The sequence below is a fragment of the Nocardia sp. NBC_00511 genome (genome assembly GCF_045161165.1).
GTDB lineage: Bacteria > Actinomycetota > Actinomycetes > Mycobacteriales > Mycobacteriaceae > Nocardia.
This window is the reverse complement of sequence record NZ_CP107849.1, coordinates 5,986,438-6,007,961: the sequence shown is the minus strand read 5'-3', so window position 1 is coordinate 6,007,961 and position 21,524 is coordinate 5,986,438. Positions and strand designations below refer to the sequence as shown.

Genomic DNA, 21,524 nt, shown 5'->3' with positions numbered 1-21,524 from the left:
TCGCTGGATGACTGTGCACTTCATCGGGGCCGGACCGGGTGCGGCCGATCTGCTGACCGTGCGCGCGGTGGAGCTGCTGCGGAGATCCCCGGTCTGTCTGTACGCGGGGACCTATCTCGATCCGGAAGTGCTGGGGCACTGCGCACCCGGGGCCGAACTGATCGACACGCAGGGGCTGGATCTGGAGCAGATCGTGGCCCACTGTGTGCGCGCTCATGCCGACGGCAACGATGTGGCACGCCTGTGTTCGGGTGACCCGTCGATCTATTCGGCACTGACCGAGCAGAAGCGGGCCCTGGACGCGCACGGCATCCCGTGGGACGTGACACCCGGGGTACCGGCCTACGCGGCGGCCGCGGCGCTGCTGGGTGCGGAGCTGACGGTGCCCGAGCAGGTGCAGTCCGTGGTGTTGACACGCACACACGCGCGCTCGACAGTTATGCCCGAAGCGGAATCGCTGGCGAACTTCTCGCGTACCGGCGCGACCCTGGTGCTGCACCTGGCGATCACGCGCATTCGGACCCTCGCCGACGAGCTCGTGCCCGACTACGGCGCGGATTGTCCGGTGGCAGTTGTGTATCGGGCCAGTCAGCCTGAACAGGTCGTTCTCCGTGGCACTCTCGCGGACATCGCGGACCGTGTCGAGGGGGCCGGACTGCGGCAGGCGGCGGTGATTCTGGTCGGCCGCGCGCTGTCCGAATCGCTCGATTGCGCCCGATCGCACCTGTACGACCCGGCACGTGACCGGTCGCACATCGCTGGCTGACTGTGCGAAATGCGACGATAGCCACCCGCTATGGCCCTTTAGGATTACGGCTTGCGCGCTGACGGTAGATTGGACCGAGTGTGTATTGCCAATAGCGCTTGGTTGACCCGGCGAAGGCCGGTGGGTGCGGCCGTGCCCATGTAACAAGATCGGCCAGCTGGGGGGATACCTCAGAGAGTCTCCACGGAACAATACGGTGATGTGATCCCCGAACAGCGGACGCCACGCTGACCCAGCTGTGGCGTCCTGTTCGGGTTTTCTGCGGGGAGCGCTGCGCGGTGCGGTGCTCCGGAAGCGAGGTTTGGGTTGGACCGGCTGGATTTCAGCGGCAACGGCGATGCTGGCAGCGAAATCGCACCGGGATCGGGCGAGCTGTTCCCGCTGTCGCCCGCGCAACTCGGTATCTGGTACTCCCAGCACCTGGATCCGCAGGTACCGATCAATATCGCTCAGTACGTGGAGCTGCGCGGAGAACTCGACATCGAACTGCTCGAACGAGCCATGGTTCGTGGTTCCGAGGAGTTCGGTTCCGGCTTCCTGCGCATCGTCGAGCGTGACGGCGAGCCGATGCAGATGGTCGACTACTCGCTCGATCGCACCATCTACCACGTCGACTTCCGTGCCGAGCAAGACCCGGCCGCGGCCGCGCAGGCCTGGATGCGGGACGAGTACAGCACGCCGCTGGACCTGACCCGCGACCGCCTGATCCGCACCGCCATGCTGCAACTGGCCGATGGGCACTACTACTGGTACGCCCGCATCCACCACATCGTCCTCGACGGCTTCGGCGCGGTGACCTACCTGACCCGGGTCGCCGAGCTGTACACCGCGTTCGTCAAGGGCACCGAACCCGCACCGCACAAGCTCACCGACCTACCCACGCTGGTCGAGCAGGAATTCACCTACCGCGAGAGCAGCCGCTTCAAAGCGGACAAGGAGTACTGGGCCGAGCGGGTCGCCGGCCTCGAGGACGGCACCAGCCTCGCCGGGCGCTCCGCCGCGCCGGCCGCTCTCAACCGGGTCGCCAACGGCGCCCTCACCACCGATCAGACCTCGCTGCTGGACGCGGCCGTGGCCCGCCACGAGTCCTCGCCCGCCGGGCTGCTGATCGCCGGTTTCGCCGCCTACCTCGCGCAGTGGACCGGTAATGAAGAGGTCATCCTCAGCCTGCCGGTGACCGCGCGTACCACCGCGATCATGCGCCGATCCGGCGGCGCCGCATCCAATATCGTGCCGCTGCGGCTGCGAGTCGGCCACGACACCACCGTCACCGAGCTGCTCGCGCAGGTCACCGTCGCGGTGTCGGGCGCGCTGCGCCATCAGCGCTACCGTGCCGAGGACATTCGCCGCGACAGCGCCGAGGCGTCCCGTGCGGCCGGTGCGGGCGAGTTCACCGGTGGTGAGGTCGGGTCGCAGTTCTTCGGTCCGTGGGTCAACATCATGTTGTTCCACAACGAGGTCGTGCTCGGGGACATCACCGGTGAGTACAGCGTGCTGTCGACCGGTTCCATCGAGGATCTCGGCGTCAACTTCTATCAGTCGGTGAAGGGCACCCGGAATCACATCGATTTCGAGACCAACCCGAATCTGTACTCCGAAGGCGAGACGCAGAGCCATCATTCGCGGTTCCTGGAGTTCTTCGACCGGTTCCTGGCCGCGGACGCCGGGCGGGCGGTGTGGGGTCTGCCGATCACCACCTCCGACGAGCGCGACCGCACGCTGCTGGACTGGAACGATTCCGGCCACCAGGTGCCGGTCACGACGCTTCCGGCGTTGCTGGACAAGCAGATCGCGCTGACCCCGGGCAATGTCGCGATCGAGTTCGAGGGTGAGCAGCTCACCTATGCCGAGTTCGGCGAGCGCGTCAACCGGCTGGCCCGGTTCCTGATCGATGATGGTGTCGGTCCGGAATCGCTTGTGGCGCTGGGGATGCGGCGGTCGCTGGAGCTGGTGATCGGTATGCACGCGGTGCTGCGCGCCGGTGGCGCGTACGTGCCGATCGACCCGGATCACCCGGCCGATCGCACCGCATACATCCTCGAGTCCGCGGCACCGGTCTGTGTTCTGACCACCGAGCGCGACGAGCTCGAGCTGCCGGAGACCGTGCGGCGCTTGGAAATCGACACCCTCGACGTGTCGGACTGGCCCGCCGAGCCGGTCACCGACGCGGATCGCCTGTCCCCGCTGCGGCCGGACAACACCGCCTACGTCATCTACACCTCGGGTTCGACCGGTCGGCCCAAGGGCGTCGCGGTCACCCATCACGCCATCGTCAACCAGGAACTGTGGATGCTCGACGAGTATCCGATGTCGCAAGACGATGTGTACCTGCAGAAGACGGCGACCACGTTCGACGTGTCGCTGTGGGGCTACTTCATGCCGCTGCTGGTCGGCGCGAAGCTGATCGTGGCGACCCCGGACGGGCATCGGGATCCGCTGTACGTGGCGGAGATGATCGAGCGCCACGGCGTCACGGTCACCGACTTCGTGCCGTCGATGCTGACGGTGTTCGTCGCGCACGCGACCCGCGCCCAGTGTGCTTCGCTGCGCTACGTTTTCGTGATCGGTGAGGCGCTGCCGCCGGAGACCGGCGCGGGCTTCCGGGAGATCACCGACGCGGGGTTGCACAACCTCTACGGTCCCACCGAAGCCGCGGTTTCGGTCACCTATTGGGAGAACACCGCCGCCGACACCGTCACGGTGCCGATCGGTGTGCCCGAATGGAATGTCGAAGTCTACGTTCTGGATTCGCGCTTGCGACCCGCCGCCATCGGTGCCGCGGGCGAGCTCTATCTCGCGGGCCGTCAGCTGGCGCGCGGGTACAAGGGCCGCCCGGATCTGACTTCGGATCGGTTCGTGGCGAATCCGTTGTCACCCAGCGGTGAACGCATGTACCGCACCGGTGACCTGGTGCGCTGGAATGAATCCGGCGCGCTGGAGTACATCGGGCGTACCGACTTCCAGGTCAAGTTCCGTGGTCAGCGCATCGAACTCGGTGAGATCGAGACCGATCTGCTCGCGCATGTCGCGGTCAGCCAGGCCGCCGTACTGGTCATGGACACCGCGACCGGTCAGCAACTGGTGGCCTACGTGGTGCCGGTGCCCGGTCAGAGCATCGACCCGGTCGAGCTGACCCGCTTCGCCGCCGAGAAACTGCCGTCCTACATGGTTCCGGCGTCGATCATGGTGCTGGACGCGTTCCCGCTCAACACCTCCGGCAAGCTGGACCGGAAGGCGTTGCCGGAGCCGGTCTTCAGCGTCGACGCCGCCGGTTACCGGGCCGCGCGCACCGCCGCCGAGGAGATCGTGGCGGGCGTGTTCGCCGATGTGCTCGGCCACGACCGGGTCGGCATCGACGACAACTTCTTCGATCTGGGTGGTAACTCGCTGGTCGCCACCCAGGTGGTGGCCCGCATCTCGGCCGCGTTCTCGACGCGACTGGGTGTGCGCGCGCTGTTCGAGACCCCGACCGTGGCCGGTTTGGCCGCGCGGGTCGAGGCCGCGGGGCCGTCCGAGGTGTCCGGGCGGCTGCCGCTGGTGGCGCAGGAGCGTCCGGAGCGGGTGCCGCTTTCCCTTGCGCAGCAGCGCATGTGGTTCCTCAACCAGTTCGATCCGACCGTCCCGACCTATAACCTGCCGTTCGTGCTGCGGCTGCGCGGCACCGTCGATTTCGAGGCGCTGGTACCGGCGCTCACCGACGTGGTGGCGCGGCAGGAATCGCTGCGCACCGTCTTCCCGGAGTCCGGTGACGGCGGCGTCCAGCAGGTGATCCCGATCGAGGACGCCGACCTCGACATCGAGATCGTCGACATCGGTGCGGCCGAATTGCCGTTCGCGCTGGCGCAATTCGCCGCGACCGGCTTCGATGTCTCCCGCGAACTGCCGATCCGGGTGCGGGTCTACCGCATCGAGGGCACTACCGCGGAACCCGAGCTCGCGGTGGCGTTCGTCGTGCACCACATCGCCGCGGACGGTTTCTCCTTCGGCCCGCTGGCCCGCGACATGATCGCGGCCTACCTGGCCCGCGTGGGTGGGTCCGAGCCGGGCTGGCTGCCGCTGCCCGTGCAGTACACGGACTACAGCATCTGGCAGCGCGAGCTGCTGGGCGCGGAGTCCGATCCGGAATCCATGGCCGCCCGTCAGATCGCCTACTGGCGAAACACCTTGGCGGGCTTGCCGGATCAGCTGGATCTGCCGTCGGATCGCCCACGCCCGGCCGAGCCCACCTTCGGTGGCGCGCGGGTGCGCTTCGATATCGACGAGGACCTGCACCGCCGCCTCTCCGAGCTGGCCCGGGCGCAGGGCGTCACGCTGTTCATGATCACGCACGCGGCCATCGCGGTGCTGCTGGCGCGGTCCAGCGGCACCGGCGACATCGCGGTCGGCACGCCCGTCGCGGGCCGTGGCGAGGAGGCGCTGGACGACCTCATCGGCATGTTCGTCAACACCCTGGTGCTGCGCTCCGAGGTCGACGGCGGCGAGCGGTTCAGCGACTTCCTCGCGCGCATCCGGGATTCCGATCTCTCGGCGTTCGCGCACGCGGATGTGCCGTTCGAGCGGCTGGTCGAGGTGCTCAACCCGGCGCGTTCGCAGTCGCGGCACCCGCTGTTCCAGGTGATGCTCTCCTTCCAGGAGATGGCGCACGCCTCGGTGGAACTGCCGGGGCTGACGATCAACGCCGAAGAAGTCGATGTCGACATCGCCAAGTTCGACCTGCAGTGGACGCTGACCGAGAAGCGCGGTCCCGCAGGCGAATTGCAGGGCATCGAGGCGGTCGCGCAGTACGCCACCGACCTGTTCGACGAGTCGACCATCTCCGCGCTCGTGACCCGGTTGCTGCGGGTGCTGACCGCGGTCACCGATGATCCGAGCCAGATCATCGGCGATATCGAACTGCTCGACTCCGCCGAGCGGGCGCTGGTCGCGGACGTGTGGACCTCCGCCGGTGCGGATGTCGCGCGGGAGAGCACGCTGCTCGACCTGTTCGACGCCGCCGTGCAGGGGCATCGGGAACGCACCGCCGTCGTCTTCGAGGGCGAGCGGCTGACCTACGGCGAGCTCGACGAGCGCGCGAATCGACTGGCGCGGGCGCTGATCGAGGTCGGCGTCGGACCCGACACCCTGGTCGCGGTGGCGCTGCCGCGCTCCGCGGAGCTGGTGGTGGCGCTGCTGGCCGTGCTGAAGGCGGGCGGCGGTTACCTGCCGGTCGACCCGACCTATCCGGCCGAGCGCATCGAATTCATGCTCTCGGACGCCGATCCGGCCTGCGTGGTCAGCACCGCGCGGCACGGGATCTCCTTGCCCGCAGCGGTTCCCGTGCTCGATGTCGCGGATCCCGAACTGGAGCAGCGGGATTCGTCGCCGATCACCGATGGTGAGCGCCGGGCCGCGCTGCGTCCGGGCAATATCGCCTACGTCATCTACACCTCGGGGTCGACCGGCCGCCCCAAGGGCGTGCTGATCCCGCACCGGAACGTGGTGCGGCTCTTCGACAACACCGAGGCCTGGTTCCACTTCGACGAGACCGACGTGTGGACCATGTTCCACTCGTACGCGTTCGACTTCTCGGTGTGGGAGCTGTGGGGACCGCTGCTGTACGGCGGCACCCTGGTGGTTGTCGACTTCTTCACGTCGCGTTCGCCGGAGCAGTTCTTGGAGCTGCTGCGCGAGGAGCGGGTGACGGTGCTCAACCAGACGCCGTCGGCGTTCTATCAGCTCGCCGAGATGGATCGGGCTGCCGGTTCCGGTGGTGAGCCGCTGGCGTTGCGGTATGTGGTGTACGGCGGTGAGGCGCTGGAGCTTCGGCGTCTGAACGAGTGGTACTCGCGGCACGCGGACGATGCGCCGCAGCTGATCAACATGTACGGCATCACCGAGACGACGGTGCACGTCACCTACCGTCCGCTCGATCGCGAGGCGGTCGCGGCGGCCAACGGGAGTCTCATCGGCCAGGCCATTCCGGGGCTGCGGGTGTATCTGCTGGATCAGCGGATGCGGCCGGTGCCGGTGGGTGTGCCGGGTGAAATCTATGTCGCCGGTGAGCAATTGGCGCGCGGTTACCTGGGGCGGCCGGATCTGTCGGCGGCTCGTTTCGTGGCCAGTCCGTTCGGTGACGCCGGGGCCCGGCTGTACCGCTCCGGCGATATGGCCAAGTGGAGCGTCGAGGGCGACCTGGTTTACCTGGGTCGCGCCGACGACCAGGTCAAGGTGCGTGGTTTCCGCATCGAGCTCGGCGAGATCGAAGCCGCTGTGCTGGCGCACCCGCAGGTGGGTCAGGCCGCGGTGATCGTGCGTCCGGACGGTCGCCTCGGCGATCAGATCGTGGCCTACCTGGTTCCGACCAGCGGGGTGCTGGATCTGGACGCGGTCAAGGCCGCGCTGCAACGCAATCTGCCGCCCTACATGGTGCCTTCCGCGTACGTGGTGGTGCGCGAGATTCCGTTGACCCCCAACGGCAAGCTGGATCGGCGGGCGCTGCCCGCACCGACGTTCGAGGTGCGGGAGTTCCAGGCTCCGGCCACCCCGATCGAGGAGATCGTCGCTCAGATCTTCGCCGATGTGCTCGACCTCGGCGATGACCGCCGGGTCGGCGCGCACGACGACTTCTTCGAGCTCGGCGGCAACTCGCTGGTCGCGACGCAGGTGGCGGCGCGCCTGGGTACCGCGCTCGACACCAAGGTGCCGGTGCGCATGCTGTTCGAGGCGCCGACCGTGGCCGCGCTGGCGGCCCGGGTGGAGTCGCAGGTGGGCGCGGGCGCGCGCAAGGCGCTGGTGGCGCGGGAACGGCCCGCCGATGTCCCGCTTTCGCTTGCGCAGCAGCGCATGTGGTTCCTGAACCGGTTCGACACCGCGTCGGCCGTGAACAACATTCCGGTGGCCATGCGGCTCTCGGGTGAGCTCGATGTGGCGGCGTTGCAGGTCGCGGTGATCGATGTGATCGATCGCCACGAATCGTTGCGCACGGTGTTCCCGGAGACCCCGTACGGGCCGGTGCAGCTGGTGCTGGACGCGGCGCAGATCGTGCCGGATCTGACGCCGGTGCCGGTCACCGAGGACAATCTGATCGACCATCTGGTCGAGCTGGCGTCGATGGCTTTCGACGTGACCGACGAAGTGCCTTTGCACGCGGCGCTTTTCGAGATCAGCGAGTCCGAGTACATCCTCGGCATGGTGGTGCACCACATCTCGGCCGATGGCTGGTCGATGGGGCCGCTGGCGCGTGACGTGATGGTCGCGTATGCCGCTCGTACCTCGTGGGAGGCTCCGACCTGGGCGGAACTGCCGGTGCAGTACGCCGATTACGCGCTGTGGCAGCGTGAGGTGCTGGGTCTGGAGACCGACCCGGAGTCGTTGATCTCCAAGCAGATTCACTACTGGTCGCAGGCGCTGGCCGATCTGCCCGAGGAGTTGGCGTTGCCCGCCGACCGGGCGCGGCCGGCGATGGCCAGCTACCGGGGTGGCACCTACCAGTACGTCATTTCCACCGAAACCCAGCGGGCGCTGGTGGAATTGGGGCGCAAGCACAACGCGTCGCTGTTCATGGTCATGCACAGTGCGCTCGCGGTGCTGCTGGCCCGGTTGTCGGGGACCTCCGATATCGCGATCGGCACCCCGGTGCACGGTCGTGGTGAGGCGGCCCTCGATGACCTGATCGGCATGTTCGTCAACACGCTGGTGCTGCGCACCGAGGTGGAGGGCACCGAGAGCTTCGCCGATCTGCTGGCGCGTGCTCGCGACACCGACCTGCACGCGTTCGCGCATGCGGATGTGCCGTTCGAGCGGTTGGTCGAGGTGCTGAACCCGGCTCGTTCGCAGTCGCGGCATCCGTTGTTCCAGGTGATGTTGACCTTCCAGAACACTCGGCAGGCCAGTCTGGAGCTGCCGGGGCTGTCGGTCAACGGCATCGACTACGACGCTCGTCTGGCCAAGTTCGATCTGCAGCTCACGTTGCAGGAGACCGCCGGTGAGCGGGGCGAGAACGCGGGGATGTCCGCGGAGTTCTCCTACGCGCTGGATCTGTTCGACGAGGAGACGGTGGCGGCGTTCGCGCGTCGTCTGGACCTGATTCTGGAAGCTGTTGTCGCGGAGCCGGATCGGCCGCTCGGTGATATCGACGTACTGGGTGAGGACGAGCGCGAGCAGGTGCTCGACGAGTGGAACGAGACCGGGTTCGACCTGGGCTCGGTGCTGCCCGCGCTGCCGGAAGGCGAAGCGGCGACGCTGGTTTCGCTGTTCGAGGCGCAGGCTCTGACCAGCAGTGATGCGCCTGCGGTGGAATTCGAGGGGACAGGTCTGTCCTATGCCGAGTTCTCCGGGCGGGTGCACCGGCTGGCGCGCAAGCTGATCGCTCAGGGTGTGGGCGTGGAATCGCATGTGGCCCTGGCGATCCGGCGTTCGCTGGATCTGGTTGTGGCCATGTACGCGGTGCTGGAGGCCGGTGGCGCGTATGTGCCGCTGGATCCGGATCAGCCTGCTGAGCGCATCGACTACGTGCTTGGTACCGCGCGGCCGGTCGCGATTCTGACTACTCGCGGCGATGACTTCATGACCGGGCGCAATGTGCCGGTGATCGAGATCGACGCGGTGGATCTGGAGGCGTACTCCGACGCGCCGGTCACGGATGCCGAACGCGGAGGCGCGATTCGGCCCGAGCACACCGCCTACGTCATCTTCACCTCCGGTTCGACCGGTCGCCCCAAGGGTGTGGCCGTCGAGCACGGCGCGATCGTGAACCGGTTGCTGTGGATGCAGCACGAGTACCCGATCGGTCCGGACGACGCTGTTCTTCAGAAGACCCCGGCGACGTTCGATGTGTCGGTGTGGGAGTTCTTCTGGCCCTTGCAGACCGGGGCGCGGCTGGTGGTCGCGAAGCCGGACGGGCATCGGGATCCGGTGTATCTGGCGCAGGTCATCGCCGAGCGCGGCATCACCACGGCGCACTTCGTGCCGTCGATGCTGTCGGTGTTCGTGGCCACGCTGGGTAACGAGAGCGGTGAATCCGCTGTCGCCGCACCGCGTTTGCGGCAGGTGTTCGCCTCCGGCGAGGCGTTGCCCGCGCCGACGGCGCAGAAGTTGCGCGAGCTGACCGGGGCGCGGCTGCACAACCTCTACGGTCCGACCGAGGCCGCGGTGGATGTCACCTATCACGAGGTGACCGACGCGGATGTGACGCTGGTGCCGATCGGGCGACCGGTGTGGAACACCCGGACCTATGTGCTCGACGCACGCCTGCACCCGGTCGCGCCGGGTATCGCGGGTGAGCTCTATCTCGCGGGTGATCAGCTGGCGCGGGGCTACCTGGGGCGGCCGGATCTGTCCGCGGATCGCTTCGTGGCCAACCCGTTCTCGTTCGGTCAGCGCATGTACCGCACCGGTGACCTGGTCGCGTGGAGTGCGGACGGGGAGCTGGAGTACCTGGGCCGCACCGACTTCCAGGTGAAGTTGCGCGGTCTGCGCATCGAGCTGGGTGAGATCGAGGCGGCGCTGCTGGCGCAGCCGGGTATCGCGCAGTCGGTGGTCTTGGTGCGGTCGGATCCGCACGCGGGTGACCAGCTGGTGGGTTACGCGGTGCGTGAGTCCGACGCCGTGGTGGACGTGGACGCGGTGAAGGCGGCGCTGAGCGCGTCGCTGCCGGGGTACATGGTGCCGGCGGCGCTCGTGGTGCTGGACGACTTCCCGGTCAACGCGTCGGGCAAGCTGGATCGCAAGGCGCTGCCCGCGCCGGTGTTCGAGGCCAAGCGGTTCCGTGCGCCCTCGACTCCGATCGAGGAGATCATCGCGCAGATCTTCGCCGACCTGCTCGGCGTCGGCCGGGTGGGTGTGGACGACGACTTCTTCGAGCTGGGCGGCAACTCGCTGGTCGCCACCCAGGTGGTGGCGCGGCTCTCGGCGGCCTTGCAGGCCGAGGTCGGGGTGCGCGCGCTGTTCGAGGCTCCGACGGTGGCGGCGCTGGCCGCGCGGGTGGAGTCGCACGCGGGAACCGGTGTGCGCCAGGCGCTCGCGGTGCGGACGCGGCCGGAGTATCCGCCGCTGTCGCTCGCGCAGCAGCGCATGTGGTTCCTCAACCGGTTCGATCCGGAGTCGGCCGCCAACAACATCCCGGTGGCCGTGAGGCTCACCGGCACACTGGATCTCGACGCCATGCGCGGCGCGATCGCCGATGTGGTGGCGCGGCACGAGTCGCTGCGCACGCTGTACCCGTCGCACGAGGGGGTGGCGTACCAGCAGGTGCTGCCGACCGCGCGGGCGATCCCGGAGCTCGAGGTCATGGACGTGACCGAGGGCGAATTGTTCGCCGCGGTCTACGATTTCGCGGCGCGCGGCTTCGATGTGACCGCCGAGACCGCGGTGCGGCTGCGGGCCTACCGCCTGGCCGCCGACGACTACGTGCTGGTGCTGGTGGCGCATCACATCGCCGCCGACGGTTTCTCGATGAATCCGCTGGTGCGCGATCTGATGACGGCGTACGTGGCGCGCAGCATGGGCGATGCGCCCGGCTGGAGCGAATTGCCGGTGCAGTACGCGGATTACGCGCTGTGGCAGCGGGAAGTGCTCGGGTCCGAGGAGGATCCACGCTCGCTGATCACCGAGCAGCTGGACTACTGGCAGGGCACGCTGGCGGGGCTGCCGGACGAGCTGCGGCTGTCGACGACGCCGCGTCCGGCGGTGGCGTCCTACGACGCGGGTACGCATCGCTTCCAGGTGCCGGGCGAGCTCATCGCCGGGCTGAACCGGGTGGCGCAGTCGCACAGCACCACGCTGTTCATGGTGGTGCACAGTGCTTTCGCCGCACTGCTGGCACGGTTGAGTGGCACCGACGACATTGCGGTGGGTATTCCGGTGGCCGGTCGTGGCGAGCGGGCGCTCGACGACCTGGTCGGCATGTTCGTCAACACGCTGGTGCTGCGGTCGACCGTGGACAGCGGCGCTACCTTCAGTGAGCTGCTCAAGCAGGTGCGCGAACGCGACCTGGCCGCCTTCGCGCACGCCGATGTGCCGTTCGAGCGGCTGGTCGAGGTGCTCAACCCGGCGCGTTCGCAGTCGCGGCACCCGCTGTTCCAGGTGATGCTGTCGTTCCAGAACCTGGGGCGGACGGCGCTGGAGCTGCCGGGGCTGTCGGTGGCCGAGTTGGGCATCGATCAGCAGTCGGCCAAGTTCGACATGCAGCTGACGCTGTCGGAGATCTTCGACGGGGACGGCGCGATGGACGCCGAACTCGTCTACACCACCGACCTTTTCGATGGTGCGTACGCCGATGCCTTCGCGCGGCGCTTCACCGCCGTGCTCGCGGCCGTGGTCGCGGATCCGTCGCAGCGGGTGGGCGATGTGGAGCTGCTGAGCGAAAGCGAGCGCAACCGCCTGCTGGTCGGCTGGAACGAGACCGCGTTCGAGCTGGACGCGGCGCTGCCGGAGATCACCGAAGGTGCTGCGGCGACGCTGGTTTCGCTGTTCGAGGCGCAGGTCGCGCTGACGCCTGATGCGACCGCGGTCAGCTTCGAGGGGACGAGTCTGTCCTACGCGGAGTTCGCGGCCCGGGTGCGGAAGCTGGCCCGCTGGCTGATCTCCGAGGGCGTCGGACCGGAATCCTTTGTGGCGCTGGGTATGCGCCGCTCCATCGATCTGGTCGCGGGTATGTACGCGGTCACCGTCGCCGGTGGCGCGTACGTGCCGCTGGATCCGGATCATCCGGCCGAGCGCACCCAGTACATTCTCGACACGGCTCAGCCGGTGTGCGTGCTGACTTCCGGGTACGACCTGGAAGGTGTTGAGGCGCAGCAGGTTCGGATCGATGAGCTGGATCTGTCCGATTTCGTCGACACTCCGCTCAGTGATGCCGATCGTTCGGATCCGCTGCGGCCGGAGAACACCGCCTACGTGATCTTCACGTCCGGTTCCACCGGTCGGCCGAAGGGTGTGGCCGTGAGCCACGCCGCGATCGTGAACCGCCTGGTGTGGATGCACGCCCAGTACGGGCTGGCCGCCTACGACGTGGTGTTGCAGAAGACCCCGGCCACCTTCGACGTGTCGGTGTGGGAGTTCTTCTGGCCCTTGCAGGTCGGTGCCAAGCTGGTGGTGGCCAAGCCGGAAGGCCATCGGGATCCGGCGTATCTGGCGGGGCTGATCGTGCGCGAGGGCGTGACGGTCACCCACTTCGTGCCGTCGATGCTCGCGGTGTTCGTTGCCGAACCCGCCGCGGCCGAATGCGTCAGCCTGACCAATGTTTTCGCCTCCGGTGAGGGGCTGCCCGCGCCGACCGCGCAGAAGTTGCGCGAGTTGACCGGTGCGCGGCTGCACAACCTGTACGGCCCGACCGAGGCCGCGGTCGATGTGACCTATCACGAGGTCACCGATGCCGATCTGCGTTCGGTGCCGATCGGTGCGCCGGTGTTCAACACCCAGGTGTACGTGCTGGATTCGCGGCTGCGGCCGGTTCCGGTGGGTGTCGCGGGTGAGCTGTACCTGGCGGGCGATCAGCTCGCGACCGGGTATGTGGCGCGGCCCGACCTGACCGCGGATCGCTTCGTGGCCAACCCGTTCACCACCGGTAAGCGCATGTACCGGACCGGTGACCTCGTCACCTGGACGGGTCACGGCGAGCTGGAGTACCTGGGCCGCACCGACTTCCAGGTCAAGTTGCGCGGTCTGCGCATCGAGCTGGGCGAGATCGAGTCGGCGCTGACCGCGCTGCCGTCGGTCGCGCAGGCCGTGGTCGTGGTGCACCGCGACGAGCGGACCGGCGAGCAGCTGGTCGGCTACCTGGTCGCCGCCGACGGATTCATCGACACCGACGCGGTGAAGGACGCACTGTCCGAACGGCTTCCGGGCTACATGGTGCCGGCCGCGTTCATGGTGCTGGACGCCTTCCCGCTCAATGCCTCCGGCAAGCTGGATCGCAAGCAGCTGCCCGCTCCGGCGTTCGCGGCCAAGGCCTACCGCGCGCCGGTGACCCCGGTGCAGCAGACCGTCGCGGGGACCATCGCGGATGTGCTCGGCCTGGATCGGGTCGGCCTGGACGACGACTTCTTCGAGCTGGGCGGCAACTCGCTGGTCGCCACCCAGGTCATCGCGCGGCTGTCGGCCGCGCTGGACGCCGATATCCCGCTGCGCACGCTGTTCGAGGCCAGCACCGTGAGTGCCCTTGCCTCGCACCTGGAATCGCGGGTCGGAACCGGGACGCGGGCCGCCCTGGTGCCGCAGGCGCGGCCGGAGCTGGTGCCGCTGTCCATGGCGCAGCAGCGCATGTGGTTCCTCAACCGCTTCGACAGTCGTACCGCCGTCAACAACATTCCGGTCGCGCTCAAGCTGACCGGCCGGATCGATGCCGACGCCTTCGAGCTCGCCATCGGCGACGTGCTGGGGCGGCACGAGGCGCTGCGGACCATCTACCCCGAGATCGAGGGAGACGGCTACCAGCGGGTGCTGCCGCTGGCCGAACTGGACTTCTCGGTCCGCACCGAGAGCGTCACCGCGGCCGAATTGACCGGCCGCATCGTGGCTTTGGCGTCGGTGCACTTCGACGTCACCCGGGAGCTGCCGTTCCGGGCCACCGTGCTGAGCCTGTCGGAGACCGAGCACGTGGTGGTGCTGGTCATGCACCACATCAGCACGGACGGCGCGTCGCTGCGGCCGCTGCTGCGCGATGTGGTGACCGCCTACCTGGCGCGGCATTCGGGCGAGGCTCCGCTGTGGACGCCGCTGCCGGTGCAGTACGCCGACTACACGCTGTGGCAGCGTGAGATCCTCGGCGCGGAAAGCGATTCCGCGTCGCTGGCGGCCGATCAGATCGCCTACTGGAGTCGCCAGCTGGCTGATCTGCCCGAGCAGATCGACCTGCCCGTCGACCGGCCGCGGCCGGAGATCGCCACCAATGTCGGTGGCACCTACGACTTCTCGATCGACGCCGATCTGCAGCGCGCGCTGACCGGTGTCGCGCGTGAGCACGACGTCACGCTGTTCATGCTGGTGCACGCGGCACTGGCGGCGTGGGCGGCGCGGCTGTCGCGGGCCACCGATATCGCCATCGGCACGCCGATCGCGGGTCGTGGCGAACGCGCGGTGGACGATCTGGTCGGCATGTTCGTCAACACCCTGGTGCTGCGCACCGAGGTCGCGCCGGACGCCGCCTTCCGCGAACTGCTCGCGCAGGTGCGCCGCACCGACCTGGCCGCCTTCGCGCACGCCGACGTGCCGTTCGAGCGGCTGGTCGATGTGCTGAGCCCGGTGCGCTCGCAGGCGCACCATCCGCTGTTCCAGGTGGCACTCACCTTCGAGGCCGTCGGAGCCAAGGATCTGGGCACGGTGTCGCTGCCGGGTCTGGATCTCGCGGTCGTCGAATTCGACGCGGGCACCGCCAAGTTCGATGTGCAGCTCACCGTGAGCGAGCGCGCCGACGGGTCGCTGGGCATGTCGTGGAACTACGCCACCGATCTGTTCGACGCCGAGACGGTCATCTCCTTCGCCGAGCGACTGGTGCGGATCCTGCGCGCCGTGGCCGAGGATCCGGCCGCGCTGATCGGTGACATCGATCTGCTGGGCGAGGGTGAACGCCACAATGTGGCCGAGCACTGGGTCTCGGCGGGCGAGGACATCGTCGAGCTGGCGGGGGCCGCGCGCGTCGCGGTCGCCGCCGCCGAGCAGGCCGTGCTGGACGGCAGTGCCGGAGTTTCCGCCGAGTCGGCGGCGTTGGCCGGGCTGGGCGGGGCGGCCGAGGTGCTGGCCAATCCGCTCGCCGCCATCGCGAGTCCGTTCGCGGCGGCCGGGGCGACGCTGTCGAGCCTGTTCGATCGGGCGGCGGCCGCCTACCCGGATCGGGTGGCGGTGCGCTTCGGCGACGAGGAGATCACCTACGCCGATCTGGATCGGCGGGCGAATGTGCTGGCGCGCAGGCTGATCGCGGAGGGCGCGGGGCCGGAGTCGCTGGTCGCGGTGCTGCTGCCGCGTTCCGCGGATCTGACGGTGGCGCTGCTGGCGGTCATCAAGACCGGTGCGGGTTACGTGCCGATCGACCCGACCTATCCGGCCGATCGCATCGCGTACGTGCTCGAGGACGCGAAGCCCACCAGTGTGATCACCGATTCGACGGTGCACATCGAGCTGCCCGGCGAGCTGCACACCGTGCTGCTGGACGGGTTCTCGCTCGAGGCCGGGGATATCGAGGACGCGGCCGACGGGCCGGTCACCGATGCCGACCGGATCGCGCCGCTGCACGACGGTCACGTCGCGTACGTCATCTACACCTCCGGTTCCACCGGTCGCCCCAAGGGCGTGGCCGTGGCGCATCGGAATGTGGTGCGGCTCATGGCGAATACCGATCGGGAGTTCGGGTTCGGGCCGGATGATGTGTGGACGCTGTTCCACTCCTACGCGTTCGACTTCTCGGTGTGGGAGCTGTGGGGGCCGCTGCTCTACGGCGGCAAGCTGGTCGTGGTCGATTACTACGTGTCGCGCTCGCCGGAGCAGTTCCTGGAGCTGCTGCGCCGCGAGGGCGTCACGGTGCTCAACCAGACGCCGTCGGCGTTCTACCAGTTGGCTGAAGCGGACCGCATCGCGTCCGCTGCCGGCGACGAGCAGCCGCTGTCGCTGCGCTACGTGATCTTCGGCGGTGAGGCGCTCGAGCTGCGCCGCCTGTCGGATTGGGTTGCGCGGCACGGGGATTCGTCGCCGTACCTGGTCAACATGTACGGCATCACCGAGACCACCGTGCACGTGTCGGTGCGGGTGCTCGACGCGGACACCATCGCCGCGGCCAGTGGATCGCTGGTCGGGCGGGCCATCGCGGGTCTGCGGGTGTACGTGCTCGACGACCGTCTGCACCCGGTGCCGGTGGGTGTCGCGGGTGAGATGTATGTGGCCGGTGCGCAATTGGCGCGTGGCTACCTCGGGCGGCCGGATCTCTCGGCGGTGCGTTTCGTGGCCGCGCCGTTCGGTGTGCCGGGGGAGCGGCTGTACCGCACCGGTGACGTGGCGCGCTGGAACCGCTTCGGGGAGCTCGAATACCTCGGGCGCGCCGATGATCAGGTGAAGGTGCGTGGTTTCCGCATCGAGCTCGGTGAGATCGAGTCCGCGGTGCTCGCGCAGGCGGGGGTCGCGCAGGCCGCGGTCATCGTGCGTGAGGATCAGCCGGGCGATCAGCGGATCGTGGCGTATGTGGTGCCGACCGCGGCGAGCCGCGAAATGGAAACAGCCGGTGTCTCCTTCGCCGCCGATGCCGTGCGTGACGGTGCGGCCGAGTCGCTGCCGTCGTACATGGTGCCGTCGGCCATCGTGGTGCTGGACCGGATTCCGTTGACCGTCAACGGCAAGCTGGATCGTCGTGCGCTGCCCGCTCCGGCGGTGCAGGCGCGGGCGTTCCGGACGCCGGAGACGCCGGTGCAGGAGACCGTCGCGGCCGTGTTCGCGGAGGTCTTGGACCTGCCTCGGGTGGGTCTGGACGACGACTTCTTCGAGCTGGGCGGCAACTCGCTCATCGCGACCCGGGTGGCTTCGCGCATCGGCGCGGCCCTCGATACGACCGTCGCGGTGCGCACGCTGTTCGAGGCGAGTTCGGTGGAGGCCCTCGCGGCCCGCATCGAGTCGCACGCCGGCGGCGCGGGACGTGCCAAGCTGGTGGCCCGGACCCGGACGGCCGGGGAACTGGTGCCGCTGTCGTTCGCGCAGCAGCGCATGTGGTTCCTCAATCAGTACGACACCTCCTCGGCGGCCTACAACCTGCCGATCGCGATTCGCCTGTCCGGCGAACTCGACACCGCCGCACTGGAACTCGCGGTGGCCGATATGGTGCGCCGCCACGAGTCGCTGCGCACCCGCTACCCGGAGCACGGCGGCACGCCGATCCAGGTGGTGGTTCCGGCCGAGGAGATCGCCCTCGACCTGCGGCCGGTCGGCGTGGGCGCGGACGAGCTGCTCGCCGCCGTGACCGCCTTCGCGACCCTCGGATTCGATGTGGCCGAGCAGGTTCCGCTGCGGGCCAGGCTGTTCCGGGTCACCGGTGCGGACGAGTACGTGCTGGTCGTCGTGGTGCACCACATCGCGGGTGACGGCTTCTCCATGGCGCCGCTGACGCGGGATGTCATGGTGGCGTACACCGCTCGCACCCAGGGTGCGGTGCCCGGGTGGGCTCCGCTCGCGGTGCAGTACGCCGACTTCGCGGTCTGGCAGCGTGAGGTGCTGGGGTCCGAAGAGGATTCGGCCTCGATCATGGCCCGGCAGGTCGCCTACTGGCAGCGGGTGCTGGACGGGGTGCCCGACGAGTTGGCGCTGCCGACCGATCGCCCGCGTCCGGCCATCGCCTCGCATCGCGGTGCGACGGTGCAGCGGACGCTGTCGCCCGAGCTGATCGCGGCGCTGGAAGATGTGGCGCGGCAGCGGGGTTCGTCGCTGTTCATGGTCATGCACTCGGCGCTCGCGGTGCTGCTGGCGCGGCTGTCCGGTGGCGACGACGTCGCCGTGGGCACGCCGGTCGCCGGTCGTGGCGAGGCGGCGCTGGACGACCTGGTCGGCATGTTCGTCAACACGCTGGTGCTGCGCACCGGCATCGAGCCCGCCGAATCGTTCACCGATCTGCTGGATCGGGTGCGCCACACCGACCTCGACGCCTTCGGCAATGCCGATGTGCCGTTCGAGCGGCTGGTGGAACTGCTCGCACCGGAGCGGTCGCAGGCCCGTAATCCGCTGTTCCAGGTCATGCTGGCGTTCCAGAACCTGGATCGCACCAGCCTGGAACTGCCGGGCCTGACCGTGTCCACGCTGGATCTCGACGAGAAGATCTCCCGGTTCGATCTGCAGTTCACGCTGTCGGAGCAGGATTCCGGGATGGCGCTGGCGCTGACCTACGCCACCGATCTGTTCGACGAGGCCACCGCGGCCGGGTTCGCGCAGCGTTGGTTGCGGGTGCTCGAGGCCGTGGCCGCGAACCCGGAGATCGGTGTCGGCGCGATCGACATCCTCGATTTCGACGAACGGGCCGATCTGGCCACCCGTTTCGGGCTGCCCGCCGTGCCCGCACGGACGCTGCCCGCGCTCATCGCGGATGCCGTCGCGCTGGATCGCGATGCGACCGCCGTGGTGTTCCGGGGCCGGAGTCTGTCCTACGGCGAGCTCGACGAGCGCTCGAACCGCTTGGCGCGCTTGCTCATCGAGCGTGGCATCGGGACCGAGGATCTGGTCGCGGTCGCCGTGCCGCGGTCGGACGAGTCGTACTTCGCCGAGTGGGCGGTGTCCAAGACCGGTGCGGCGTTCGTGCCGGTCGACCCGTCCTACCCGGCCGACCGCATCGCCCACATGGTCACCGATTCCGGTTCGCCGGTCGGTCTGACCGTGGCGTCGGTGCGTGCGGAGCTGCCGGGATCGGTCGAATGGCTGGTGCTCGACGAGCTGGACCTGCAAGAGGTTTCCGGCGGTGCCATCGCCGACGACGAGCGGGTGCGCCCGCTGTCGCCCGAGCACCCCGCCTACGTCATCTACACCTCCGGTTCCACCGGTGTGCCCAAGGGCGTCGTGGTCACCCACGCCGGTCTGGCCAACTTCGCGGTCGAGCAGGCCGAGCGTTATGCGCTCGACTCCTCCTCGCGCGCACTGCATTTCGCTTCGCCGTCGTTCGACGCGTCGATGCTGGAGTTCCTGCTCGCCATCGGCGCGGGTGGGGCGCTGGTCGTGGTGCCCACGGGTGTCTACGGCGGTGAGGAGCTCTCCGAGCTGATCCGCACCGAGCAGGCCACGCACGCGTTCATCACCCCGGCCGCGCTGTCGACCTTCGGACCGGCGGGGCTGGACTCGCTGCGGGTCCTGGTCGCCGGTGGTGAGGCCGTGCCCGCCGATCTGGTGGAGAAGTGGGCTGTGCCCATTGGAGAGGGGACACTGCCGGACGGCACGATTCGTGCTGTTCACAATGGTTACGGTCCGACCGAGACCACCATCATGACCAATATCAGCGACGCGCTGCTGCCGGGTGAGCTGGTTACCATCGGTGGCCCCATCCGGGGTATGCAGTCGTTGATCCTCGACAACCGGTTGCGGCCGGTGCCGGTGGGCGTCGCGGGTGAGCTGTACCTGTCGGGTATTCAGCTGGCGCGCGGCTACCACGCGCGGCCGGGGCTGACCGCCGAGCGGTTCGTGGCCAATCCGTCGCTGCCGGGGACCCGGATGTACCGCACGGGTGACGTGGTGCGCTGGACCGCGGATGGCCGGGTCGAATACGTCGGCCGCTCCGACTTCCAGGTGAAGGTGCGCGGTTTCCGCATCGAGCTCGGTGAGATCGACGCCGCGCTGGCGGCGCACGAGTCGGTGGACTTCGCGGTCACCGTCGGGCACAAGAACCCGGCGGGGGCGACCTCGCTGGTGGCGTATGTGGTTGCCACGCCGGGGCATTCGATCGACGTGGCCGCGGTGACCGCGCATGTCGAGGCGCGACTGCCCGGGTACATGGTGCCGTCTTCGATCATGGTCATCGATCGGGTGCCGCTGACGCCGGTCGGCAAGCTGGATCGCCGGGCGCTGCCGGAGCCGGTGTTCGCCACCGAGGTGGTGTTCCGGGCCGCGCGCAATCCGCTCGAGCACACCATCGCCGAGGTGTTCGCCGAGGTGCTGGGGCTGGAGCGGGTCGGTATCGACGATTCGTTCTTCGCGCTGGGCGGCGATTCCATCGTCTCCATTCAGCTGGTGTCGCGGGCCAAGGCGCGCGGCGTGGTGTTCAGTCCGCGTGACGTGTTCGAGCAGCGGACCGTGTCGGGGCTGGCCGCTGTCGCGAAGACCGCTGAGGGTCAGGATGATTCGGCTCCGCAGCTGAGCGAGCTGCCCGGTGGCGGCGTGGGTGTCATGCCGTTGACCCCGGTGGTGCGGTTCATGGCGGGCCGTCCCGGCGAGTTCGGGCGCTTCAACCAGACCATGGCTCTGGAACTGCCGGTCGGTATCGACCGGGCGGGGATCGCGGCCACCGTCGGGGCGGTCATCGATCGCCACGACATGCTGCGGGCTCGCCTGCGGCGGGTGCCGGACGCGGATTGGATCGTGGAGACCGCTGCCGCGGGAACCATCGACGCCGACGCGTTGATCGACCGCACCGAGTTCGACGCGGGCGTGAGCGATGCCGAGCTGTTCGAGATCGCCACGGCCGCACTGGATGCCACTCTCGACAAGCTGGATCCGGCTGCCGGACAGGTCATTCGGTTCGTGTGGCTGGAACCGTCCGACAGCTCTCGTGCGGGTCGTCTCGTGGTCGCCGCCCACCACCTCGTGGTCGACGGTGTGACCTGGCGAATCCTGGTGCCGGACTTCGTGACCGCCTGGGGACAGCTGTCCGCCGGACAGACCCCGGAGCTGGTCGCGCCCGCCACCAGCATGCGCACCTGGGCGCACGCGCTCGAGCGTGAGGCCGCGACCGAGGAGCGGGTGGCCGAGCTCGGCTTCTGGCGCGAGATCGTCGAGGGTCCGGATCCGCTGCTCACCGAGCGCGCCATGGATCCCGCCGTCGATGTCACCGGCACCATCGTCAAGCACAAGGTGGAGGTGTCCGCCGAGGTCACCAAGGCGCTGCTGACCACCGTGCCCGCGCTGTTCCACGGTGGCGTGAACGACGGTCTGCTGACCGCGCTCGCGTTGGCGGTGGCCAAGTTCCGTGCCGGTAAGGGCCAGGGGGAGAAGTCTGCCCTGGTCCGGATCGAGGGCCACGGGCGCGAGGAAGAGGTCGTGCCGGGTGCCGACCTGTCGCGCACGGTCGGCTGGTTCACCGCGATCTTCCCGGTGCGCTTCGACCTCTCGGGCA

At 68.6% G+C, this 21,524-nt stretch carries 2 protein-coding genes (1 of these 2 running past the window's edge); both read left to right on the top strand.

From position 1 onward, the window contains the following. Positions 1–7 precede the first annotated feature (7 nt). Positions 8–766, top strand: coding sequence for a precorrin-4 C(11)-methyltransferase (gene cobM / locus OG300_RS28085; RefSeq protein WP_405486035.1), 759 nt, complete (start codon positions 8–10; stop codon positions 764–766). Positions 767–1,072: 306 nt separating this feature from the next. Further along, on the top strand, positions 1,073–21,524 hold the 5' end (the start) of the coding sequence (locus OG300_RS28080) for a non-ribosomal peptide synthase/polyketide synthase (RefSeq protein WP_405486034.1). Its footprint extends 23,672 nt past the window's final position; the window shows 20,452 of its 44,124 coding nt (coding positions 1–20,452); the start codon lies at positions 1,073–1,075; the stop codon falls past the right edge of the window.

Excerpts from the sequence above, each read along its gene's own strand:
- cobM (WP_405486035.1), top strand. The coding sequence starts at position 8 with ATGACTGTGCACTTCATCGGGGCCGGACCGGGTGCGGCCGATCTGCTG.